The sequence below is a fragment of the Pseudomonas sp. 31 R 17 genome (genome assembly GCF_900004915.1).
Lineage (GTDB): Bacteria > Pseudomonadota > Gammaproteobacteria > Pseudomonadales > Pseudomonadaceae > Aquipseudomonas > Aquipseudomonas orientalis_A.
In genome coordinates, this window is sequence record NZ_CVTN01000038.1 from 88,438 (window position 1) to 112,674 (window position 24,237).

Sequence of the window (24,237 nt, forward strand, 5' to 3'; positions counted from 1 at the left end):
TGCGGGTGGTCCCGAATTTCGGTGGCCCCCGCAGGCTCTTCAAAGAATGTTCAAGACGGCTTGCCGACTGACCTGCGGATTTGAGTGACAAACCCATGCCAAAACGTACAGACATAAAAAGCATCCTGATTCTCGGCGCTGGCCCGATCGTGATCGGCCAGGCCTGCGAATTCGACTACTCCGGCGCCCAGGCCTGTAAAGCCCTGCGCGAGGAGGGTTACCGCGTCATCCTGGTGAACTCCAACCCGGCCACCATCATGACCGACCCGGCCATGGCCGATGCCACCTACATCGAACCGATCAAATGGCAGACCGTTGCCAAGATCATCGAGAAAGAGCGTCCGGACGCGCTGTTGCCAACCATGGGCGGCCAGACCGCACTGAACTGCGCCCTGGACCTGGAGCGCGAAGGCGTCCTGGAGAAGTTCGGCGTCGAGATGATCGGTGCCAACGCCGACACCATCGACAAGGCTGAAGACCGTTCGCGTTTCGACAAGGCGATGAAGTCCATCGGCCTTGATTGCCCGCGCTCCGGTATCGCCCACAGCATGGAAGAGGCCAACGCGGTTCTCGAAAAGCTGGGCTTCCCGTGCATTATCCGTCCGTCCTTCACCATGGGCGGCACCGGTGGTGGCATCGCCTACAACCGTGAAGAGTTCGAAGAAATCTGCGCCCGTGGCCTGGACCTGTCGCCGACCAAAGAGCTGCTGATCGACGAATCCCTGATCGGCTGGAAAGAATACGAGATGGAGGTTGTCCGCGATAAGAAGGACAACTGCATCATCGTCTGCTCCATCGAAAACTTCGACCCGATGGGTGTGCACACCGGTGACTCGATCACTGTTGCGCCGGCGCAGACCCTGACGGACAAGGAATACCAGATCATGCGTAACGCCTCGTTGGCGGTACTGCGTGAAATCGGCGTTGAAACCGGTGGTTCCAACGTTCAGTTCGGCATCTGCCCGGATACCGGCCGCATGGTCGTGATCGAGATGAACCCGCGTGTATCGCGTTCTTCGGCGCTGGCATCGAAAGCCACCGGCTTCCCGATTGCGCGTATCGCGGCCAAGCTGGCGATCGGTTACACCCTGGATGAGTTGCAGAACGAAATCACCGGCGGCGCCATGCCGGCGTCTTTCGAGCCGTCTATCGACTACGTCGTGACCAAGCTGCCGCGCTTTGCCTTTGAGAAATTCGCCAAGGCCGATGCGCGCCTGACCACTCAGATGAAGTCGGTCGGTGAAGTCATGGCCATTGGCCGTACGTTCCAGGAATCCCTGCAGAAAGCCCTGCGCGGCCTGGAAGTCGGTGTATGCGGCCTGGACGAGAAGCTCGACCTGAGCAACCCGGAAAGCATGAGCATCCTCAAGCGCGAGCTGACCGTGCCGGGCGCCGAGCGTATCTGGTACGTGGCTGACGCCTTCCGTGCCGGCCTGAGCGTCGAAGATATCTTCGGCATGAACATGATCGACCCGTGGTTCCTGGTGCAGATCGAAGACCTGATCAAGGAAGAAGAGAAGGTCAAGACCCTCGGCCTGTCGTCCATCGACCGCGACCTGATGTTCCGCCTCAAGCGCAAAGGCTTCTCCGATCAGCGTCTGGCCAAGCTGCTGGGTGTGACCGAGAAAAACCTGCGTACTCATCGCCACAAGCTGGATATCTTCCCGGTCTACAAGCGCGTTGACACCTGCGCCGCCGAGTTCGCCACCGACACTGCGTACATGTACTCCACCTATGAGGAAGAGTGCGAAGCCGCGCCGTCGGGCCGCGACAAGATCATCATCCTCGGTGGCGGCCCGAACCGTATCGGCCAGGGCATCGAGTTTGACTATTGCTGCGTACACGCCGCTCTCGCCCTGCGCGAAGACGGGTACGAGACCATCATGGTCAACTGCAACCCGGAAACGGTTTCCACTGACTACGACACGTCCGACCGTCTGTACTTCGAGCCGGTGACACTGGAAGACGTGCTGGAAATCTGCCGCGTCGAGAAACCCAAAGGCGTGATCGTCCAGTACGGCGGCCAAACCCCGCTGAAACTGGCGCGTGCCCTGGAAGCCGCTGGCGTGCCGATCATCGGTACCAGCCCGGATGCCATCGACCGTGCAGAAGACCGTGAGCGCTTCCAGCAGATGGTCGAGCGCCTGAACCTGCGTCAGCCGCCGAACGCCACCGTGCGCAGCGAAGACGAAGCCATCCGTGCAGCCAGCAAGATCGGTTACCCGCTGGTGGTGCGTCCGTCCTACGTACTGGGCGGCCGCGCGATGGAAATCGTCTACGAAGAAGAAGAGCTCAAGCGCTACCTGCGTGATGCGGTGAAAGTCTCCAACGACAGCCCGGTGCTGCTCGACCACTTCCTCAACTGCGCCATCGAAATGGACGTGGATGCGGTGTGCGACGGTACCGACGTGGTGATCGGCGCGATCATGCAGCACATCGAACAGGCGGGCGTTCACTCCGGTGACTCCGCGTGCTCGCTGCCGCCGTACTCGCTGCCGGCGCACATCCAGGACGAGATGCGCGAACAGGTCAAGAAAATGGCCCTTGAGCTGGGCGTGGTCGGCCTGATGAACGTGCAGTTGGCGCTGCAAGGCGAAGACATCTACGTCATCGAAGTCAACCCGCGCGCTTCGCGTACCGTACCGTTCGTGTCCAAGTGCATCGGTGTGTCCCTGGCCATGATCGCTGCGCGCGTGATGGCCGGTAAGACCCTGAAGGAAATCGGCTTCACCAAGGAAATCATTCCGAACTTCTACAGCGTGAAAGAGGCGGTGTTCCCATTCGCCAAATTCCCTGGGGTGGACCCGATCCTGGGCCCGGAAATGAAGTCCACCGGTGAAGTGATGGGCGTGGGCGACACCTTCGGCGAAGCCTTCGCCAAGGCCCAGATGGGCGCCAGCGAAGTGCTGCCGACCGGCGGTACTGCGTTTATCAGCGTGCGCGATGACGACAAGCCACTGGTTGCGGGTGTGGCCCGTGATCTGATCAACTTGGGCTTTGAAGTCGTGGCTACCGCCGGGACCGCCAAGCTGATCGAAGCTGCCGGCCTGAAAGTACGCCGCGTGAACAAAGTGACGGAGGGCCGTCCGCACGTGGTCGACATGATCAAGAATGACGAAGTCACCCTGATCATCAACACCACCGAAGGTCGCCAGTCGATCGCGGACTCCTACTCCATTCGTCGTAATGCCCTGCAGCACAAGATCTACTGCACCACCACCATTGCTGCTGGCGAAGCCATTTGCGAAGCGCTCAAGTTCGGTCCGGAAAAGACCGTGCGTCGCTTGCAGGATCTACACGCAGGATTGAAGGCATGAGCATAACCAAATACCCGATGACCGTTCAGGGCGCTCGCGCCCTGGAAGAGGAGCACGCCCATCTGACCAAAGTCGTACGTCCAAAGCTGAGCCAGGACATCGGTACGGCCCGCGAGTTGGGTGACTTGAAGGAAAACGCCGAATATCACGCTGCTCGCGAGCAGCAGGGTATGGTCGAGGCGCGGATCCGTGATATCGAAGGCCGCATGCAGAATGCGGTGATCATCGACGTCACGACCATCCCGCATACCGGCAAGGTGATTTTTGGCACCACGGTGGAAATCGCCAACGTCGAGACCGATGAGCGCGTTGTTTATCACATCGTGGGCGAAGACGAGGCTGACTTCAAACTCGGCAAGATCTCCGTCGGTTCACCGCTTGCCCGTGCCTTGATTGCCAAGGAAGAAGGGGACGTGGTGTCTGTGAAAACCCCCGGCGGCGTGATCGAGTACGAGATTGTTGAAGTTCGTCACATCTGAAAGACGGCGCCCGCTTCGTGCGGGCGCCATGCTTTGGCAGCTCTCCCAGATGCTTTGGGTGGGTGGCCTGTGGTTGTTGCACATTGGCGTGCTGCCAGCGCTGGGTTTGATTGGCCTGGCACCGCTGCTGATCGATGAGATCGACGGTTTGCTCAGTGCGCTGCTGGTGGCTTTTGCGGCGGCGTGCGTGACCCTCCAGGCATTAGTGCTGGTCAAGGCTGAAGGCCTGGGGAGTTTGTGGCGGGATATTCGCGGCCAACTGCTATTGATGGCGCTGTATGCGTGCGCAATGTATTGCGTCGTGCATGTCTGGCTGCCGCAAGCGTTGCGCTGGCAGCTATTCAGCTATCTTGTGCTAGGGTTCTCCGGCCTGGTGCTGGTTATACAGCCCGCACCGGGATGGAGTGGCGGGGCGCGCGAAGCACGCCCCTGACCCTTGTCATCATTTGAAGCGATGAACGTTCGACAGTTGCTTGTTGACGCTGAAATTCTTGCGATACAGCAGCGCCATCTTGCCGATAACCTGAACCAGGTCCGCCTTGCCCACCTTGCACAGTTCTGCAACGGCGGCCAGGCGCGCTTCGCGATCAAGGATATTGACCTTGATCTTGATCAGTTCATGATCATTGAGTGCGCGTTCGAATTCGGCTAACACACCTTCAGTCAAACCGTTGTCTGCCACAATCAGAACTGGTTTCAGATGGTGGCCAATGGATTTGTACTGTTTCTTCTGCTCTTGAGTGAGCGGCATAATCTGACCCCTGCGTCTGATCTTGTAAAAAGCGGCGGCCAGTTTACCCGAGCGAGTCCGGGACCGCCCAGTTAATCACGACCCGTTTTATTTTCGAGGTGGCCCGTGGCCCGTTCCAAAACCAGCCTTAAGTGGCTACAAGAGCATTTCAACGATCCTTACGTCAAAAAGGCGCAGAAGGACGGCTACCGTTCCCGGGCCAGTTACAAATTGCTGGAGATCCAGGACAAGGACAAATTGATCCGTCCCGGCATGAGCGTCATTGACCTGGGCGCGGCCCCGGGTGGCTGGTCCCAGGTGACCAGTCGTCTGATTGGTGGGCAGGGCCGCTTGATCGCTTCAGACATCCTGGAGATGGACAGCATCCCGGATGTGACCTTTGTTCATGGTGATTTCACCCAGGACAGCGTGCTCGCAGAGATTCTTGAGGCGGTGGGAAATTCGCAGGTAGACCTTGTGATTTCCGACATGGCCCCCAATATGAGTGGATTACCGGCCGTCGATATGCCGCGTGCCATGTTCCTGTGTGAACTGGCGCTGGACCTGGCGGGTCGGGTGCTGCGTCCTGGTGGTGATTTCCTGGTGAAAGTCTTCCAGGGCGAAGGGTTTGACGAGTACCACAAGAACATCCGCAAGCTGTTCGACAAGGTGCAGACACGCAAGCCTGACTCTTCCCGGGACAGGTCCCGGGAGCAATACCTGCTCTGTCGCGGCTTTCGCGGCGTTGAAGGCGCGGCGAGCGAAGAGCGTTTTTGAGAGATTCGAGGAGGGCGATAGGTTTTTTTATATCGCTTTCGTCATGAAGCTTTACGATTATTGTGTAGTCAAAGTTTCACAAAGGGTTACAGACGGCGCCTGCCAGTGGTGTAGGTAATGTAGTAAGTTAGGCCGGTGAATATCATGCGAAGCGCGCGCCAGTAGCGGAGCTTGCTTCAGAGGGTAGTTAATTGAACGATATGGCAAAGAATCTGATCCTGTGGTTGATCATCGCGGCTGTCCTGGTGACGGTGATGAACAACTTCTCCAGCCCTAACGAGCCGCAGACCCTCAACTATTCCGACTTCATCCAGCAAGTTAAGGATGGCAAGGTCGAGCGCGTGGCGGTTGATGGCTACGTGATTACCGGCAAGCGTATTGATGGCGACAGCTTCAAGACCATTCGTCCGGCCATTCAGGACAACGGTCTGATCGGCGACTTGGTGGACAACAAGGTCGTTGTGGAAGGCAAGCAGCCTGAGCAGCAGAGCATCTGGACCCAGCTCCTGGTAGCCAGCTTCCCGATCCTGGTGATTATCGCCGTGTTCATGTTCTTCATGCGCCAGATGCAAGGGGGTGCGGGAGGCAAGGGCGGGCCGATGAGCTTCGGTAAGAGCAAGGCACGCCTGCTCTCCGAGGACCAAGTGAAAACCACCCTGGCGGATGTCGCCGGTTGCGACGAAGCCAAGGAAGAAGTCGGTGAGCTGGTCGAGTTCCTGCGTGATCCGGGCAAGTTCCAGCGCCTGGGCGGACGCATTCCTCGTGGCGTACTGATGGTCGGCCCTCCGGGTACCGGTAAAACCTTGCTGGCCAAGGCGATTGCCGGCGAAGCCAAGGTGCCGTTCTTCACCATTTCCGGTTCTGACTTTGTCGAGATGTTCGTCGGTGTCGGTGCCAGCCGTGTTCGCGATATGTTCGAACAGGCCAAGAAACACGCGCCATGCATCATCTTCATCGACGAAATCGATGCCGTGGGTCGCCATCGTGGCGCCGGCATGGGTGGGGGTCATGACGAGCGTGAGCAGACCCTCAACCAGTTGCTGGTGGAGATGGACGGTTTCGAGATGAATGACGGCATCATCGTCATCGCCGCAACCAACCGTCCGGACGTACTGGACCCTGCGCTGCTGCGTCCTGGCCGTTTCGACCGCCAGGTGGTGGTAGGCTTGCCGGACATCCGCGGTCGCGAACAGATCCTCAAGGTCCACATGCGTAAAGTGCCAATGGGCGACGACGTGGCCCCGGCCGTGATTGCCCGTGGTACGCCAGGCTTCTCCGGTGCTGATTTGGCCAACCTGGTCAACGAGGCTTCGTTGTTCGCAGCCCGTACCGGCAAGCGCATCGTTGAAATGAAAGAGTTCGAGTTGGCCAAGGACAAGATCATGATGGGCGCAGAGCGCAAATCCATGGTCATGTCCGAGAAGGAAAAGCAGAACACTGCGTATCACGAAGCGGGTCACGCCATCGTGGGTCGAGTTGTGCCTGAGCATGACCCGGTCTACAAGGTGTCGATCATTCCACGTGGTCGTGCCTTGGGCGTGACGATGTTCCTGCCGGAAGAGGATCGTTACAGCCTCTCCAAGCGCGCGCTGATCAGCCAGATCTGTTCGCTGTACGGCGGTCGGATCGCGGAAGAAATGACGTTGGGCTTCGACGGTGTCACTACCGGCGCTTCCAACGACATCATGCGCGCCAGCCAGATCGCCCGGAACATGGTGACCAAGTGGGGCCTGTCGGAGAAACTCGGTCCGTTGATGTATGCCGAGGAAGAAGGCGAAGTATTCCTGGGGCGTGGCGGTGGCGGTCAAAGTGCCAGTTTTTCGGGCGAGACAGCCAAGCTGATCGACTCCGAGGTGCGCAGCATCATTGACCAGTGCTACGGCACGGCCAAGCAGATCCTCACCGACAATCGCGACAAGCTGGACGCGATGGCTGATGCGCTGATGAAATACGAGACTATTGATGCCGATCAGATCGACGACATCATGGCGGGGCGTACGCCTCGTGAGCCTCGCGATTGGGAAGGTGGTTCAGGTACCTCGGGCACTCCGCCAGTGGTGCAGAATGAACGTCCTGAAGCTCCGATCGGCGGCCCGGCGGCTGACCATTAAGGTTTGAAATGATTTCTGCGTCGTCCTCCACCCGGTTGCCTTGCGGCAACCGGGTTCTTGATTTGGCCCATACGCACGTCATGGGCATTCTTAATGTAACTCCCGACTCGTTCTCCGATGGCGGCCGCTTCAGTCAGCAGGATGCCGCGTTGCGTCATGCCGAGGCGATGGTGGCAGCCGGCGCGACGTTGATTGATGTCGGCGGCGAGTCGACTCGGCCGGGTGCCCGCGTTGTTTCTCCTGTGGAGGAACTGGAGCGGGTGGCGCCGATTGTCGAGCGCATTGCGCGCGAGCTGGATGTGATCATCTCGGTGGACACGTCAACGCCGGCGGTGATGCGGGAAACTGCACGCCTGGGAGCGGGCCTGATTAATGATGTGCGTTCGTTGCAGCGCGACGGTGCCCTCGACGCCGCTGCGGCGACCGGCCTGCCCGTGTGTCTGATGCATATGCTGGGAGAGCCCGGCAATATGCAGGATAATCCGCACTACAACGACCTGGTTGGCGAGGTCAGTCGCTTCCTCGCTGACAGAGTCGCCCAGTGCGCGTCAGTGGGCATTGGCGCTGAAAAGATCATTCTCGATCCTGGGTTTGGCTTCGCCAAGACCCTGCAGCATAATTTAAGCCTGTTCAAGCATATGCAAGCCCTGCACGCCCTTGGTCGGCCTCTTCTGGTCGGTGTTTCGCGCAAGAGCATGATAGGGCAGGCCCTGAATCGCCCGGTGGGTGAGCGGCTGTATGGCGGCCTCGCGCTGGCTGCGCTTGCCATGACCAAGGGCGCTCGTATTTTGCGTGTGCATGATGTCGCCGAGACGGTGGACGTGGTGCGCATGATTGCCGCTGTAGAATCAGCCGAATAAGAATGATGGAGCACTCATGACTAAGAAATATTTTGGCACCGACGGTATCCGTGGTCGGGTCGGTGAATACCCGATTACCCCAGATTTCATGCTCAAGCTGGGTTGGGCGGCAGGCATGGCGTTCCGCAGCATGGGCGCGTGCCGCATCCTGGTGGGCAAGGACACGCGTATTTCCGGCTACATGTTTGAATCCGCGCTGGAGGCGGGGTTGTCCGCCGCGGGTGCCGACGTGATGCTGCTGGGCCCCATGCCTACACCGGCGATCGCCTACCTGACGCGTACCTTTCATGCTCAAGCCGGTATCGTGATCAGTGCCTCGCACAATCCGCACGATGACAATGGCATCAAGTTTTTCTCGGGGCAGGGCACCAAGTTGCCGGACGAGATCGAGCTGATGATCGAAGAGCTGCTGGACGCGCCGATGACGGTGGTCGAGTCCAGCAAGCTGGGCAAGGTGTCGCGTATCAACGATGCCTCCGGTCGCTACATCGAATTCTGTAAAAGCAGCGTGCCGAGCAGCACCAATTTCGCCGGGCTGAAGATCGTCGTCGATTGTGCCCACGGTGCGACGTACAAGGTGGCGCCGAGTGTCTTCAAGGAGCTGGGTGCGCAAGTCACTGTGCTGTCGGCTCAGCCCAACGGGTTGAACATCAACGACAACTGCGGTTCCACGCACATGGAGCAGTTGCAGGCGGCGGTACTGGCCGAGCATGCGGACCTGGGCATCGCCTTTGACGGCGATGGCGACCGCGTGTTGATGGTGGATCACACCGGCATGGTCGTGGATGGTGATGATCTGCTGTTCATCATTGCCCGCGACTTGCATGAGCGTAACAAGCTGCAAGGGGGTGTCGTCGGTACGCTGATGAGTAACCTGGGGCTTGAATTGGCGTTGGCGGAACTGGGGATTCCCTTCATTCGTGCCAATGTCGGTGACCGTTACGTGATCGCCGAGTTGCTGGAACGCAATTGGCTGATTGGTGGTGAAAACTCGGGGCATGTCGTTTGCTTCCAGCACACCACCACGGGCGACGCAATCATCGCCGCGCTGCAGGTGTTGCTGGCCTTGCGTCGTCGCGAAGAGAGCCTGGCGCAGGCGCGACAGGCGCTGCGCAAGTGCCCGCAGGTGCTGCTCAATGTGCGTTTCGGCGGTGGCGAAAATCCAATCGAGCACCCCTCTGTCAAGGAAGCGTGCGAGCGTGTTACCCAGGCAATGGCTGGGCGTGGGCGGGTGTTGTTGCGCAAGTCCGGCACAGAGCCTCTGGTGCGTGTCATGGTCGAAGGCGAGGACGAAACACAGGTTCGCGGCCATGCCGAAGACCTGGCAAAACTGGTAACTGAAGTTTGCGCCTGAATTCGGCTTGCCAGTGATGGTGTGGTTGGGTAACATCTGCGCCCACTTTGACCGACGGGGTACAGCATGCGTCGCACGATGGTAGCTGGTAACTGGAAGATGCACGGTACCCGCGCCAGTGTCGCTGAGCTGATCAATGGCCTTCGTCACCTGGCCTTGCCTGGCGATGTGGATGTTGCGGTTTTCCCGCCTTTCCTGCATGTCGGCCAAGTGGTTGATGGCTTGAAAGGTCAGTCGATTCAGGTCGGTGCGCAGAATTGCGCGGTGGAACCCGCCCAAGGTGCGTTGACCGGTGAGATTGCGCCGAGTCAGTTGGTTGATGCGGGTTGTGCCTATGTGCTTGTTGGGCACTCCGAGCGCCGCCAGTTGATGGGTGAAAGCGATCAGATGCTCAACCGCAAGTTCGCAGCGGCACAGGCTTGTGGCTTGATCCCGGTGTTGTGCATAGGGGAAACCCTTGAGCAGCGCGAATCGGGCAAGACGCTTGAAGTTGTCTCGCGTCAGCTGGGCAGCATCATCGAGGAACTGGGTGTTGGTGCGTTTGCAAAGGCAGTAATCGCTTACGAGCCGGTCTGGGCCATTGGTACCGGGCTGACTGCTACACCGCAACAGGCGCAGGATGTGCACGCCGCCATCCGCGCGCAGTTGGCGGCAGAAAATTCTGAAGTCGCACAAGGTGTGCGGCTTCTATACGGCGGCAGCGTGAAGGCGGCCAATGCGGTCGAACTGTTCGGCATGCCGGATATCGATGGGGGGCTCATTGGTGGAGCTTCCCTGAATGCAGATGAGTTCGGTGCGATCTGTCGCGCCGCGGGAAACTGAAAAAATGCTGGAAACAGTCGTAGTCGTTTTTCATCTGTTGGCTGCCCTGGGCGTAGTTGCCCTGGTTTTGTTGCAACAGGGTAAAGGTGCGGATGCTGGTGCGTCTTTCGGTGCAGGTGCTTCAAATACTGTATTCGGAAGCCAAGGTTCCTCTACCTTTCTTAGTAAGTTTACTGCTATACTTGCCGCCGGTTTCTTCATAACCAGCTTGGGGTTAGGTTACTTTGCTAAAGAGAAGGCTCATGTGCTGACTCAAGTAGGTTTGCCAAATCCAGCAGTGTTGGAAGTACCAAAAGCAAAACCGGCTTCTGATGATGTCCCGGTGCTTCAAGAGCAAAAGTCGGCTACTCCAGCGACTGACGTGCCTCCAGCTCAAGAGCAGAAGTAAGAAGGTTGTAAACGCTGTATTGCCGAGGTGGTGGAATTGGTAGACACGCAACCTTGAGGTGGTTGTGCCCATAGGGTGTAGGGGTTCGAGTCCCCTTCTCGGTACCAATTATCAGGAGAGCCCGCTGTTGCGGGCTTTCTTGTAGGTGGAAGGTTACATTGACCCTGTAAGGGATCGGTCGTATACTTCCGCCCCAGCTTTGTCGCGGGGTGGAGCAGTCTGGTAGCTCGTCGGGCTCATAACCCGAAGGTCGTCGGTTCAAATCCGGCCCCCGCAACCAGTTTTAGCGGAGCCCCTTTTAAGGGGCTTTTTGTTAGCTGGACACTTTCAACGCCGCTGTTCGACGGCGTTTCAAGGATGGGCGTTTCGCCCATTTTTTTATTTTGCACAGCATGCACATACATGCACGAGGGGGTTCAGGTGTCGAGCAAGCTAGAAGAGTTGCAGGCCTTGCTGGCCCCGGTGGTCGTGGCCCTAGGCTATGAATGCTGGGGTATTGAGTTTTCGGCTCAAGGTCGCCACTCAATGTTGCGCGTTTATATCGATAAAGAGGGCGGCGTGCTGGTGGACGATTGTGCAATTGTCAGCCGTCAGATCAGCAGTGTCCTGGATGTTGAAGATCCGATTTCCGTTGAATACACCCTTGAAGTTTCCTCGCCAGGCATGGAACGCCCACTGTTCACTATTGATCAGTTTGCAAAATTTGCCGGTGAACAAGTGAAGATCAAGCTGCGCTCCCCGTTCGAAGGGCGACGCAACTTTCAGGGCCTTCTGCGCGGTGTAGAAGAGCAGGATGTCGTGGTGCAGGTAGAAGACCACGAGTTCCTGTTGCCGATCGATATGATCGACAAGGCCAACATTATTCCCAGTTTTGACTGAGACGCGGATCCCGCGGATCCAATGGCTTGCGAAAGGCGAGGCGTACGATGAGCAAAGAAGTACTGCTGGTTGTTGAGTCGGTATCCAATGAAAAGGGCGTACCGGCAAACGTGATTTTTGAAGCGTTGGAGCTGGCCCTGGCCACTGCTACCAAAAAGCGTTTTGAAGATGAAGTTGATCTGCGTGTGGAAATCAACCGCCACACCGGTGCCTATGAGACTTTCCGTCGCTGGACGGTCGTCGAAGAAGCCGATCTTGATGATCCGGCGATTGAAACCTGGCCGAGCAAGGTTGCGCAAACGCACCCTGGCGCCAACGTCGGTGATGTCGTCGAAGAAAAGATCGAATCGATCGAGTTCGGCCGTATCGCTGCACAGACCGCCAAGCAGGTCATCGTGCAGAAGGTTCGCGAAGCCGAGCGTGCTCAAGTCGTTGACGCCTATCGCGAACGCCTGGGTGAAATCATCTCCGGTACCGTGAAAAAAGTGACCCGCGACAACGTGATCGTCGACCTGGGCAACAACGCCGAAGCGTTGCTGGCCCGTGAAGACATCATCTCTCGCGAAACCTTCCGTGTCGGCGTGCGCTTGCGTGCGCTGCTCAAGGAAATCCGCACCGAGAACCGCGGCCCTCAGTTGATCCTGTCGCGTACCGCGCCGGAGATGCTGATCGAGCTGTTCCGTATCGAAGTGCCGGAAATCGCCGAAGGCCTGATCGAAGTCATGGCGGCGTCCCGCGACCCGGGTTCGCGCGCCAAGATCGCGGTCCGTTCCAAGGACAAACGCATCGACCCGCAGGGCGCTTGCATTGGTATGCGCGGTTCGCGCGTCCAGGCAGTGTCGGGCGAATTGGGCGGTGAGCGTGTGGACATCGTGCTGTGGGACGATAACCCGGCGCAGTTCGTGATCAACGCCATGTCGCCGGCTGAAGTGGCGGCAATTATCGTTGACGAAGATGCCCATGCAATGGACATCGCCGTTGGCGCAGACAATCTGGCTCAGGCCATTGGTCGTGGTGGTCAGAACGTGCGTCTGGCCAGCCAACTGACCGGTTGGACCCTGAACGTGATGACCGAATCGGACATCCAGGCTAAGCAGCAAGCTGAAACCGGTGACATCCTGCGCAACTTTATCGAAGAGCTGGAAGTCGATGAAGATCTGGCGCAGGTGCTGGTAGATGAAGGCTTCACCAGCCTGGAAGAGATTGCCTACGTACCGTTGGAAGAAATGCTCAACATCGACGGCTTTGACGAAGACACCGTCAACGAGCTTCGCGCTCGGGCCAAGGATCGTTTGTTGACTAAAGCCATCGCTACTGAGGAAAAGCTGGCAGACGCCCATCCGGCCGAAGACCTGCTCTCGCTTGAGGGTATGGACAAGGATTTGGCGATGGAACTGGCGGTGCGCGGCGTAATTACCCGCGAAGACCTGGCCGAGCAGTCTATTGACGATCTGCTCGACATCGACGGCATTGACGAAGATCGTGCCGGCAAGTTGATCATGGCCGCCCGAGCCCATTGGTTCGAGTAATTAGGCGCGGCCTGAGGAGAGAAGTGCATGACGCAAGTCACGGTGAAACAACTGGCCGATGAGGTCAAAACACCGGTAGAGCGCCTGTTGCAGCAGATGCGTGAGGCAGGTCTGCCGCACACCGCCGCCGAGGAACATGTGAGCGACAGTGAGAAGCAGTCTTTGCTGACTCACTTGAAAAGCAGCCACAAGGCGAAAGTGGAAGAACCGCGCAAGATTACATTGCAGCGCAAAACTACCAGCACCCTGCGTGTTGCAGGTAGCAAGAGCATCAGCGTTGAAGTACGCAAGAAGAAAGTCTTCGTACAGCGCAGCCCGGAAGAAATCGAAGCCGAGCGCAAACGCGAGCTGGATGAACGTCGCGCAGTAGAAAATGCTGCTCGTCAGAAGGCTGAAGAAGAAGCCAAGCGTCGCGCCGAAGAAGAAGCGCGTCGCCAGCCTGCTGCTGCGCAACCTGCCAGCACTGAAGCGGTCGCCGCTCCTGTTGAAGCGGTGCGTGAGGCTGCCCCGGTGGCTGCCGCACCTGCTCCTGCAGCAGATCGCAAGCGCGACGAACCTCGTCGTCCGGACAAACCACGTGCCGACGATAACAATCGTCGCGGTGGTGGCGGTGATGGCGAGCGTAAAAACGCTCCGCATCGCGCCTCGGTCAAAGAGAAAGCGCCTGCGCCACGCGTTGCCCCACGTACCACCGACGAAGAAAGCGACAGCTTCCGTCGTGGTGGTCGCGGCAAGGCCAAGCTGAAAAAGCGCAACGCCCACGGTTTCCAGAGCCCAACCGGCCCTGTCGTGCGTGATGTGCAGATCGGCGAGACCATCACTGTTGGCGATCTTGCCAATCAGATGTCGGTCAAGGCGGCTGAAATCATCAAGTTCATGTTCAAACTGGGTACCCCAGCGACCATCAACCAGGTGCTTGATCAGGAAACTGCTCAACTGGTAGCCGAAGAACTGGGCCACAAAGTGACCCTGGTCAGTGACACCGCCCTGGAAGACTCCCTGGCCGAGTCCCTGAAGTTTGAAGGTGAGACGTTCTCCCGTGCGCCGGTCGTGACCGTAATGGGCCACGTTGACCATGGTAAGACGTCGCTGCTCGACTACATCCGTCGTGCCAAGGTAGCGGCTGGCGAAGCCGGTGGTATCACCCAGCACATCGGTGCGTACCACGTTGAAACCGAGCGCGGCATGGTCACCTTCCTCGACACCCCGGGTCACGCCGCGTTTACCGCAATGCGTGCCCGTGGTGCCAAGGCGACCGACATCGTGATCCTGGTGGTTGCAGCGGACGACGGCGTAATGCCGCAGACCATTGAAGCTGTCCAGCACGCCAAGGCCGCCGGTGTTCCACTGGTGGTTGCAGTGAACAAGATCGACAAGCCGGGCGCCGATCTCGATCGCATCCGTAGCGAACTGTCGGTTCACGGCGTGACGTCCGAAGAGTGGGGCGGTGATACGCCGTTCGTTTCGGTCTCGGCCAAAGTCGGTACCGGTGTGGACGAACTGCTCGAAGCGGTGCTGCTGCAAGCCGAAGTACTCGAACTGAAAGCAACCCCATCGGCCCCAGGCCGCGGTGTTGTGGTTGAATCGCGTCTCGACAAGGGTCGTGGCCCGGTTGCTACCGTACTGGTTCAAGACGGTACCCTGCGCCAGGGCGACATGGTGCTGGTCGGTTCGAACTATGGCCGCGTGCGTGCCATGCTCGACGAGAACGGCAAGCCAATCAAGGAAGCCGGTCCTTCCATCCCTGTCGAGATCCTCGGCCTGGACGGTACCCCGGACGCTGGCGACGAGATGAGTGTGGTTGCCGACGAGAAGAAAGCCCGTGAAGTGGCTCTGTTCCGTCAAGGCAAGTTCCGCGAAGTCAAACTGGCGCGTGCTCACGCCGGCAAGCTGGAAAACATCTTCGAGAACATGGGCCAGGCAGAGAAGAAGACGCTCAACATCGTCCTCAAATCTGACGTACGTGGTTCCCTCGAAGCGTTGAACGGCGCCTTGAACGGCCTGGGTAACGACGAAGTGCAAGTGCGCGTGGTCGGTGGCGGTGTCGGTGGTATCACCGAATCCGACGCCAACCTGGCACTGGCTTCCAACGCTGTACTGTTCGGCTTCAACGTGCGTGCCGATGCCGGCGCTCGCAAGATCGTCGAGCAGGAAGGCCTGGACATGCGTTACTACAACGTCATCTACGACATCATCGAAGACGTCAAGAAAGCCCTTACCGGCATGCTTGGCAGTGACGTCCGGGAGAACATCCTGGGTATCGCCGAGGTGCGTGACGTGTTCCGCTCGCCGAAATTCGGCGCGATCGCCGGTTGCATGGTTATCGAAGGTACGGTGCACCGTAACCGTCCAATCCGTGTACTGCGTGAAGACATCGTTATCTTCGAAGGCGAGCTGGAATCCCTGCGCCGCTTCAAGGATGACGCTTCCGAAGTACGTGCCGGCATGGAATGCGGTATCGGCGTCAAGAGCTACAACGACGTCAAGCCTGGCGACAAGATCGAAGTCTACGAGAAGGTTCAGGTTGCTCGCAGCCTCTAACTCGCGCACTTCCGGAGCCACGCCGCGTGTGGGCATGCAGATGCCCCGCGTAGCGTACGGACTCTAAACGCAACGCCCGGTCTGGCTTTTGTCAGGCCGGGCGTTTGCCGCTTTCAGACCCCACGGGTTTCACCGTGTGGCAGTAACAGGTAACAAGACATGGCAAAAGAATACAGCCGTACCCAGCGTATCGGCGATCAGATGCAGCGCGAGCTGGCTCAACTGATCCGTCGCGAAGTCAAAGACCCGCGCGTTGGCCTGGTCACCATCACCGCCGTTGAAGTGAGCCGTGACGTGGGTCACGCCAAGATCTTCATTACCGTGATGGGCCAGGACAACAGCGAAGAAATCGCGCAAAGCATCAAGGTGCTCAACGCCGCCGCAGGTTTCCTGCGCATGCAGTTGGCCCGTGAAATGAAGTTGCGCAGCGTTCCCCAGTTGCACTTCCACTACGACGAAAGCGTCGTGCGTGGCGCGCACCTGTCGGCATTGATCGAGCGCGCCGTGGCTGAAGACAGCCAGCATCCGTCCACACCTGAAGACGCCAAGGAGTAAGCGGTGGCTCAGGTCAAACGTATCCGCCGTAACGTCAGTGGCATCATTCTGCTCGACAAACCCATTGGCTTTACCTCCAATGCCGCGTTGCAGAAGGTCCGCTGGCTGCTCAATGCCGAGAAGGCCGGGCACACCGGCAGCCTCGATCCCCTGGCCACCGGCGTACTGCCGTTGTGCTTTGGCGAGGCGACCAAGTTCTCGCAATACCTGCTCGATTCCGACAAGGGTTATGAAACCCTGATGCAACTGGGCAAGACCACCACCACGGCCGATGCTGAAGGTGATGTCCTGCAGGTTCGCGATGTGACCGTTGGTCGTGCCGATATTGAAGCCGCCTTACCCGCTTTCCGTGGGCAAATCAGCCAGATACCGCCGATGTACTCGGCGCTCAAGCGTGATGGCCAGCCTCTTTACAAGCTGGCGCGTGCCGGTGAAGTGGTGGAGCGCGAACCGCGTTCTGTTACTATTGCCCGGCTGGAATTGCTCGCCTGTGAAGGTGACACTGCCCGATTGGCGGTGGACTGCAGCAAAGGCACCTATATCCGCACCCTGGTGGAAGATATTGGTGAGCAGCTGGGCTGTGGCGCATACGTTGCCGAACTGCGACGTACACAGGCCGGTCCTTTCACCCTGGCCCAGACGGTCACGCTGGAAGAGCTCGAAGCGGTACATGCCGAAGGCGGCAATGAGGCGGTTGATCGCTTCCTGATGCCATCGGACAGCGGTTTGCTGGATTGGCCATTGCTGCACTTTTCGGAGCACAGCGCGTTCTACTGGCTCAACGGCCAGCCGGTACGCGCCCCGGATGCCCCGAAATTCGGCATGGTGCGAGTACAGGATCATAACGGTCGCTTTATCGGTATCGGTGAAGTGAGCGAAGACGGGCGCATCGCGCCGCGTCGACTGATTCGGTCAGAATGACCGAACGAGTGTGGCTGTTAACAGGCATGGTCAACACTCATTTTTAGATACAGGGATTTGTCCCTGGCCTGTTGAAACTGCCCTTTGGGTGGTTTCCTGAAAAAAAGGATTGCCTCATGGCTCTCGACGTTCAAGAAAAAGCACAAATCGTAGCTGACTATCAGCAAGCTGTTGGTGACACTGGTTCGCCAGAAGTGCAAGTTGCACTGCTGACCCACAACATCAACAAACTGCAAGGTCACTTCAAGGCCAACGGTAAAGATCACCACTCCCGTCGTGGTCTGATCCGCATGGTAAACCAGCGCCGTAAGCTGCTGGACTACCTGAAAGGCAAGGATCTGGGTCGTTATCAGGCTCTGATCGGTCGCCTGGGTCTGCGTCGCTAATCAGCGATTGCGCTAGAGGTTGGTTGTCTGCCGTGTGTCAGTGGGAATCCCGCTGGCCCATGGCAGGCTCCCAGCCTCAAGTTTTATCTGGATACACGTTTTACCCTGGACAAGGGTTGGGCCGATTCCCGACGTTGCCCAAGAATTTCGCAAGAAGACAAGTTCCCCAAGAGCCACAAAGAAGGTAGGACACCGTGAACCCGGTTATCAAAAAATTCCAGTTCGGTCAGTCGACCGTTACCCTCGAGACAGGCCGTATCGCCCGTCAAGCCTCCGGCGCAGTGCTGGTTACCGTTGACGACGACGTTACCGTACTGGTGACCGTGGTTGGCGCCAAGACCGCTGACCCGAGCAAAGGCTTTTTCCCTCTGTCCGTTCACTACCAGGAAAAAACTTACGCTGCCGGTAAGATCCCTGGCGGTTTCTTCAAGCGCGAAGGCCGTCCTTCCGAGAAAGAAACCCTGACTTCCCGACTGATCGACCGTCCGATCCGTCCGCTGTTCCCGGAAGGCTTCATGAACGAAGTGCAGGTTGTCTGCACCGTCGTTTCCACCAGCAAGAAAACCGATCCGGACATCGCTGCGATGATCGGTACTTCGGCTGCCCTGGCTATCTCGGGTATCCCGTTTGATGGCCCGATCGGCGCCGCCCGTGTTGCGTTCCACGAAAGCACCGGCTACCTGCTGAACCCGACTTACGAGCAACAAAAAGCATCGAGCCTGGACATGGTCGTTGCCGGTACCTCGGAAGCCGTATTGATGGTTGAATCGGAAGCCAAAGAGCTGACCGAAGACCAGATGCTGGGCGCTGTGCTGTTTGCCCACGACGAGTTCCAGGTGGTGATCAACGCCGTCAAGGAACTGGCTGCCGAAGCTGCCAAGCCAACCTGGACCTGGGCTCCACAACCAGAAGCCACTGCTCTGCTGGGCGCTATCCGTGCCGAATTCGGCGACGCGATCTCCCAGGCTTACGCCATCACCGTCAAGGCCGACCGTTACGCTCGCCTGGGCGAGCTGAAGGATCAGGTTGTCGCCAAGCTGTCCGGTGAAGAAGGCCAGCCTTCTTCCAGCGAAGTCAAAGCGGCTTTCGGTGAAATCGAATACCGCACCGTTCGCGAAAACATCGTAAACGGCAAGCCACGCATCGACGGTCGCGACACGCGTACCGTGCGTCCGCTGAACATCGAAGTCGGCGTTTTGCCGAAGACTCACGGTTCGGCGCTGTTCACCCGTGGTGAAACCCAGGCCCTGGTGGTCGCGACCCTGGGCACCGCCCGTGACGCGCAACTGCTGGACACCCTGGAAGGCGAGAAAAAAGACCCGTTCATGCTGCACTACAACTTCCCTCCGTTCTCGGTGGGCGAGTGTGGTCGCATGGGCGGTGCTGGTCGTCGTGAAATCGGTCACGGCCGTCTGGCCCGTCGTTCGATCGCCGCGATGCTGCCGGCTGCCGACGTGTTCCCGTACACCATCCGTGTTGTGTCGGAAATCACCGAATCCAACGGTTCCAGCTCCATGGCTTCGGTTTGCGGCGCTTCCCTGGCACTGATGGACGCCGGTGTACCGATGAAGGCACCGGTTGCCGGTATCGCAATGGGCCTGGTTAAAGAGGGCGAGAAGTTCGCCATCCTGACCGACATCCTGGGTGACGAAGACCACCTGGGTGACATGGACTTCAAGGTAGCCGGTACCGCCAAAGGCGTAACCGCGCTGCAGATGGACATCAAGATCAAGGGCATCACCGAAGAGATCATGGAAATCGCCCTGGGCCAAGCCCTGGAAGCGCGCCTGAACATCCTCGGCCAGATGAACCAGATCATTGGTCAGTCGCGTACCGAGCTGTCGGAAAATGCTCCGACCATGATCGCGATGAAAATCGACACCGACAAAATCCGTGATGTCATCGGTAAAGGCGGCGCGACTATCCGTGCGATCTGTGAAGAAACCAAGGCTTCGATCGATATCGAAGACGACGGTTCGATCAAGATCTTCGGCGAAACCAAGGAAGCGGCTGAGGCAGCACGCCAGCGCGTCCTGGGTATCACCGCTGAAGCCGAGATCGGCAAGATCTACGTCGGTAAGGTTGAGCGCATCGTCGACTTCGGCGCATTCGTCAACATCCTGCCGGGCAAGGATGGTCTGGTTCACATCTCCATGCTGAGCGACGCTCGCGTTGAGAAAGTGACCGACATCCTGAAAGAAGGCCAGGAAGTGGAAGTGCTGGTACTGGACGTGGACAACCGCGGCCGTATCAAACTGTCCATCAAGGACGTAGCAGCAGCCAAGGCTTCGGGCGTTTAACTAGCCGCAAGCGTCACGCTGTAGAAAAGGACTCTTCGGAGTCCTTTTTTTATGAGCGTGAGAAAATGGAGGAGAATCAGCTGTTTAGCCCTGCGCAAAAGCCGCAACTTGCATGCAGGCACGATGGACTTCATGCAAGTTGCACGATTCCGGAAATTAACGTTTTTTATAACTGATTGTTTTATAAGGGTTTTTATATTTCTGGCGACTTGGCACACTGCCTGCAATATCCCTGTTAGCGCTTCAGTACCAAGATTTATGTACTGCAGTCTTTTAATAAAACAGGAGTTACTCGTATGAAGAAGTTCGCTCTCGCTACTGCTACCGCTCTGACTCTGGCCATGGGTGCTAACGTAGCCTTTGCTCAGACTTCCCAAGCCCCTATGACTCTGGCGGCCGGCGAAGCCACCCAGGCTAAGGAAAGCGTTTCGGATACTTGGATCACCACCAAAGTCAAAGCTGACCTGCTGACTGAAAAAGGCATTCCAGGTTCGGACATCATGGTTGAAACCAACAAAGGTGTGGTTTCCCTGTCCTCCAAAGTAGCCGTTTCGGACTCGCAGAAAGCGACTGCCGTAGCGATCACCAAGAAAATCAAAGGTGTAACCGCAGTTTCTGCTGACGGCCTGCTGGCTGGCGGCGCTACCAAGGCTGACGGCATCGACAAAACCAAAGGTGCTGCTCATGACGCTGGCGAAGCGACTAGCGATACCTGGATCACCACTAAAGTAAAAGCTGATCTGGTTACCGAGAAAGGTATCCCTGGCACCGACATCAAAGTTGAAACCAACAAAGGTGTTGTGTCCCTGTCGTCCACAGCGGCTGTGACTGCTGCGCAGAAAGAAACTGCTGTAGCGATCGCCAAGAAAATCAAAGGCGTTAAAGCTGTATCGGCTGATGGCCTGAAAGCTCAGTAACACTACCGATTGCGTCTGAACCGAATGGCGGCGGCTTAGGGTGAGTTAGATTTCCACCCGAGGCACCTCTGGAGTTCATGCGACCGACCACACGGATGTGGTCATTACAGGCCCCGGCACTTGTGTCGGGGCCTGTTCTATTGGGCTTATAATTTGCCAGCCAGCAAGGAACTATAAGTGTGGGAGGGGGCTTGGTAACCTGACGCATTGGCATTACTGCCCGACCGTCTTTCTCCGTCTGCCCCTGCACAACACCATCTAGCTTGCCGGGCGAGGAGTAAAAAATGTGGGAGGGGGCTTGCCCCCGATGGCGGTGTATCAGTCAACATCTCACTGACTGACCTACCGTCATCGGGAGCAAGCCCCCTCCCACATTGGTTTACTCGGCATCCAGATGCATCGGCGTCACCACTCGACCATCTTTTTCCGCCTGTCCCAGCTGCGCATCGATGAAGTACACGCGGTCGTCTTCCAGCTTAGCCTTGTCCACCAGGTAATCCTTGATGGTGCTGGCCCGGTCCTGGCCGAGCTGGCGCAGCAGCACGTCACTGCCACTCCAGAACTTGATCACGCCGTCCTTGAGCCTGGCCGCGCGCTCATCGTCGCCCAGGCCTTTCCATTCGGCCGGTGGTTGTTGTTTCAGGCGGGTGCGGTAAATGCCTTCCAGCAAAGGCGCCTTTTCCTTCTCGGGCACCACAAGCAACGATGCCTGGGCCGGGACTTTATCGCCGCGACGCTGCAGGATTTTGTAGTAGTTGTATTGGTACTCACGCTCCAGTCGTTGCGCGGCCAGGAACGGGCCGTCACTGCCGGCCGCTGCGGTGCCTTCGATTTCCAGGCGCAGGGCAGGGCGTTCCTTGAGTGCCTTGGCCAGCGTGTTAAGGGCTCCCTCGGCATTTTTATCCAGGTCACTGGAGCCCGCCGCAAACGACACACTCCCCAGGTCTTGCGAACCGCCGCCGGTGACCAGCCCACCAATGAACTTGAAGGGCGCCGTCGCGGCGCGCACCACGAGGTTGCGCAAGGTCTGCCACACAATCGGCATAACACTGAATTGCGGGTTGTTCAGGTCACCGCTTACCGGCAGCTCGATGGAAATCTTGCCGTCGCTGTCCTTGAGCAAGGCCACCGCCAGGCGAATCGGCAAGTCCACCGCATCGGCGCTGTCGACTTTCTCGCCCAGTTGCAGTTGCTCGACCACCACCTTGTTTTCAGCCTTCAACTGGCCTTTGGTGATCATGTAGTGCAAGTCCAGGTTCAAGCGACCTTTGCGGATTCGAAAACCTGCGAATTTGCCCGAGTACGGCGTCAGGGTGGTCAACTCGACACGTTTGAAGCTGGTCGCGATGTCCAGCGCGGCCATAGGGTCAAACGGGTTCACGCTGCCCTTGATGGTCACTGGCGCATAGCGGTCCACCTTGCCCTTGATGTCGACGCTGGCCGGTTTGGCCTGGCGACTGTCGATGGTGCCGATCTGGCCGTTGAGTTGTTGAATCGCGGTAGCGAAGTTGGGCGTAAGGCTGAAGTCGGCGAAATTGGCCGAGCCGTCGTTGATCGCGACCTGTCCGACGTGGATACCCAACGGTTTGTCTTTGCTCGCAGCCGGCTTGGCTGCCGATTTGTTCCCGCTGTCGGCAGGCTGCGGGATCAGCAGGTCGTCGATATTGGTGGTGCGGTCCTCGTTGATCATGAAGCGCGCATAGGGTTGCAGCAGGTTGACCTTGTCGATCGACAGGCTGTCGCCATGCTGGTAATTGACGCCTTCCAGCACCAGGCGCTGCCATTTGAGGAAGTCACGGGACTTGAGGGTGTCGAGCGTGTGCATCTGATCCACTTGCGCGCGGCCGGTGACTTGCAGGGTCAGCGGCTCGGTACGCTTGAGGTTGACATCCAGGTTGCTGCCCAGCATGCCGCTGCGCAGTTCCAGACGGATGAACGGGCTGATATAGGATTGAGCGACGCGCAGGTCGATGTCCTGGGTGTTCACTTTCAGCCTGGCGCTGACCGGATTGAGGTTGACCTCGCCGGCTGCCTGGATCTTGCCTTGCTTGCCCAGGCCGCTGTCGACCTTCAAGGTAAAAGGGCGCTGGTTGAGGCTGTCGAAGTTCTGCACATCGACGTTCAACGGCCCCAGATCCACGGCTACCGCAGGCGTGGCCTGACGGTCAGCCAGATGCACCTGGTAGTTGCGCAGTTGCACATCTTTGAGCAGCACTTGCCAGGGTTTGTTCGGCGCTGCCGGTGGCGCTTCAGGTGAGTCGGCAGTCGCGGGCGCGGAGGCCGGTTCCGGCGTCTTGGCCGTTTTGCCGGGTTGGCTGGCGAACAGCTTCTGCCAGTCCAGTTGCCCATCAGCCTCGCGGGCGGCCCAGGTTTCGAGTTTGTTGCTGCGGATCTTGCCGATCACTACCTGTTGCTTGGCCAGGTCCACCGTGGTCTCGCTGACGTCCAGGCGCTCCAGGCGTGCCAATGGCCGGCCATCCGGCGCTTTGATCGCAAAAGGCGCAATGCTGGCGGTGGTGTTGGTCAGGTTCAGTTCGGTCTCTTTGGCCAGGCTGAACTTATAGTGGGTGCTGAAATTGAGCACTCCGTCCTCAAGCACCAGCGGTACGGCGTCGCGCACATACGGCCACCAGGCTTTCATTTTGCCGTCGGTGACTTTCAGCGAGCCTTCGGAGGTGATCGGCACCAGGCTGAAGTTGCCCTTCCAGTCGATCTGCCCGCCCTGGGGGCCGGCGGCCACCAAAGTCATGTCGGCGTTATCTTCCGGCAAGGTGCTGAGGTTTTTCAGCTCGAAGTCGAGTTTGTCGTAGAGAAATTCGATGGGTTCGCTGGGGCGCAGGTCCCGAAAGTGCACATAGCCGCCCGCCAGCTTGATGCTGTCGATGCGCAGCGGGAAAGGCTTGGCGTCGGGATCGGCAGGGGTTGGCTCGCTTGGCGGCAATTTGAACAATTGCGCCAGGTTCAACTGGCCGGACTTGTCGAAGAGCAATTCGGTCCTGGGCTGCTCGAGTTGAACATCGGCCAGGTGCAGGGCGCGGGTCCAGAGACTGTCGATCTGCAGGTTGGCATACAGGCGCTCGAAACCCACCTGTTCCTTGCCCGGCTCACCGATCTTCAGGCCCCATAGCGTCAGCTCCAGGCTGAACGGGTTGAGTTCGATACGCTCGATACGCGCCGGCACCGTTGCGTAATGGGCCAACTGCTGGTTGGCAATACGAAGGGCGATACCGGGCAGAATCAGAAAGCCCAGCACGCTATACACAGCAAGGGCGGTCAACAAGGCGCCTATGGCGCGGAACAATCCTTTGGACATGGGTGACAGCCATCTATGTCGAACGAGAGTGCCTTGGAGTATGGCACGTGATTTCGGT

At 58.4% G+C, this 24,237-nt stretch carries 19 protein-coding genes and 2 tRNA genes; 19 read left to right on the forward strand and 2 right to left on the reverse strand.

Annotated elements, in window-relative coordinates; all coding sequences use genetic code 11:
- Window positions 1-95 precede the first annotated feature (95 nt).
- From carB to BFP89_RS02905, 3 genes are read left to right on the forward strand one after another with little or no spacing between them, the layout of a single operon-like run.
- Window positions 96-3,317, forward strand: a complete 3,222-nt coding sequence (gene carB / locus BFP89_RS02895) for a carbamoyl-phosphate synthase large subunit (protein WP_065883937.1) — start codon at window positions 96-98, stop codon at window positions 3,315-3,317.
- A 2-nt stretch (window positions 3,318-3,319) separates the two neighbouring features.
- Window positions 3,320-3,796, forward strand: coding sequence for a transcription elongation factor GreA (greA, locus tag BFP89_RS02900; protein WP_057725061.1), 477 nt, complete (start codon window positions 3,320-3,322; stop codon window positions 3,794-3,796).
- A 28-nt stretch (window positions 3,797-3,824) separates the two neighbouring features.
- A complete protein-coding gene (locus tag BFP89_RS02905) occupies window positions 3,825-4,229 on the forward strand; it encodes an MFS transporter (protein WP_065883938.1) in 405 nt (134 codons plus the stop codon).
- Between the two features lie 9 nt (window positions 4,230-4,238).
- Here BFP89_RS02905 and BFP89_RS02910 read toward each other — a convergent pair whose 3' ends face one another.
- Window positions 4,239-4,547 (reverse strand): YhbY family RNA-binding protein, encoded by a 309-nt coding sequence (locus tag BFP89_RS02910; RefSeq protein WP_003176146.1) that lies wholly within the window; start codon window positions 4,545-4,547, stop codon window positions 4,239-4,241.
- Window positions 4,548-4,652: 105 nt separating this feature from the next.
- On the opposite strand from BFP89_RS02910, the gene rlmE reads away from it, so the two are divergent.
- The 16 genes from rlmE (at window position 4,653) to BFP89_RS02985 (ending at window position 20,866) form a co-directional block, all read left to right on the forward strand.
- Complete coding sequence (gene rlmE, locus BFP89_RS02915; RefSeq protein WP_003235041.1) at window positions 4,653-5,303, forward strand: 23S rRNA (uridine(2552)-2'-O)-methyltransferase RlmE; 651 nt, start codon at window positions 4,653-4,655, stop codon at window positions 5,301-5,303.
- Window positions 5,304-5,503: 200 nt separating this feature from the next.
- Window positions 5,504-7,414: an ATP-dependent zinc metalloprotease FtsH gene (ftsH, locus tag BFP89_RS02920; protein WP_057725015.1), complete on the forward strand. Its 1,911-nt coding sequence runs from the start codon at window positions 5,504-5,506 to the stop codon at window positions 7,412-7,414.
- Between the two features lie 8 nt (window positions 7,415-7,422).
- Window positions 7,423-8,274, forward strand: a complete 852-nt coding sequence (gene folP / locus BFP89_RS02925) for a dihydropteroate synthase (protein ID WP_065883940.1) — start codon at window positions 7,423-7,425, stop codon at window positions 8,272-8,274.
- A 16-nt stretch (window positions 8,275-8,290) separates the two neighbouring features.
- Entirely contained in the window at window positions 8,291-9,628 is a 1,338-nt protein-coding gene (gene glmM, locus BFP89_RS02930; protein ID WP_065883941.1) for a phosphoglucosamine mutase, read from the forward strand.
- A 66-nt stretch (window positions 9,629-9,694) separates the two neighbouring features.
- Window positions 9,695-10,450, forward strand: a complete 756-nt coding sequence (gene tpiA, locus BFP89_RS02935) for a triose-phosphate isomerase (RefSeq protein WP_057725018.1) — start codon at window positions 9,695-9,697, stop codon at window positions 10,448-10,450.
- 4 nt (window positions 10,451-10,454) lie between these two features.
- A complete protein-coding gene (gene secG / locus BFP89_RS26985; protein ID WP_010206600.1) occupies window positions 10,455-10,838 on the forward strand; it encodes a preprotein translocase subunit SecG in 384 nt (127 codons plus the stop codon).
- A 21-nt stretch (window positions 10,839-10,859) separates the two neighbouring features.
- Window positions 10,860-10,945, forward strand: a tRNA-Leu gene (locus BFP89_RS02940).
- A 96-nt stretch (window positions 10,946-11,041) separates the two neighbouring features.
- A tRNA-Met gene (locus BFP89_RS02945) sits at window positions 11,042-11,118 on the forward strand.
- Window positions 11,119-11,258: 140 nt separating this feature from the next.
- On the forward strand, window positions 11,259-11,717 hold the full coding sequence (rimP, locus tag BFP89_RS02950; protein WP_065884005.1) for a ribosome maturation factor RimP: 459 nt from the start codon (window positions 11,259-11,261) through the stop codon (window positions 11,715-11,717).
- A gap of 47 nt (window positions 11,718-11,764) precedes the next feature.
- A complete protein-coding gene (gene nusA, locus BFP89_RS02955; RefSeq protein ID WP_057725019.1) occupies window positions 11,765-13,246 on the forward strand; it encodes a transcription termination factor NusA in 1,482 nt (493 codons plus the stop codon).
- 27 nt (window positions 13,247-13,273) lie between these two features.
- Entirely contained in the window at window positions 13,274-15,787 is a 2,514-nt protein-coding gene (gene infB, locus BFP89_RS02960; RefSeq protein ID WP_065883943.1) for a translation initiation factor IF-2, read from the forward strand.
- Window positions 15,788-15,946: 159 nt separating this feature from the next.
- Window positions 15,947-16,342, forward strand: a complete 396-nt coding sequence (rbfA, locus tag BFP89_RS02965) for a 30S ribosome-binding factor RbfA (RefSeq protein WP_065883945.1) — start codon at window positions 15,947-15,949, stop codon at window positions 16,340-16,342.
- Between the two features lie 3 nt (window positions 16,343-16,345).
- Window positions 16,346-17,263 (forward strand): tRNA pseudouridine(55) synthase TruB, encoded by a 918-nt coding sequence (gene truB / locus BFP89_RS02970; RefSeq protein ID WP_003176136.1) that lies wholly within the window; start codon window positions 16,346-16,348, stop codon window positions 17,261-17,263.
- A gap of 116 nt (window positions 17,264-17,379) precedes the next feature.
- Entirely contained in the window at window positions 17,380-17,649 is a 270-nt protein-coding gene (gene rpsO / locus BFP89_RS02975) for a 30S ribosomal protein S15 (RefSeq protein ID WP_003176135.1), read from the forward strand.
- A 194-nt stretch (window positions 17,650-17,843) separates the two neighbouring features.
- The gene (gene pnp / locus BFP89_RS02980; RefSeq protein ID WP_049711495.1) at window positions 17,844-19,949 is read left to right on the forward strand and encodes a polyribonucleotide nucleotidyltransferase; all 2,106 of its coding nucleotides are present in this window, start codon (window positions 17,844-17,846) and stop codon (window positions 19,947-19,949) included.
- A 296-nt stretch (window positions 19,950-20,245) separates the two neighbouring features.
- Window positions 20,246-20,866 carry a BON domain-containing protein gene (locus BFP89_RS02985; RefSeq protein ID WP_065883947.1) on the forward strand — a complete coding sequence of 207 codons (621 nt, stop codon included), beginning with the start codon at window positions 20,246-20,248 and terminating at the stop codon, window positions 20,864-20,866.
- 379 nt (window positions 20,867-21,245) lie between these two features.
- On the opposite strand, the gene BFP89_RS02990 is transcribed toward BFP89_RS02985, so the two are convergent.
- Window positions 21,246-24,179 carry a DUF748 domain-containing protein gene (locus BFP89_RS02990; RefSeq protein WP_065883949.1) on the reverse strand — a complete coding sequence of 978 codons (2,934 nt, stop codon included), beginning with the start codon at window positions 24,177-24,179 and terminating at the stop codon, window positions 21,246-21,248.
- Window positions 24,180-24,237 lie beyond the last annotated feature (58 nt).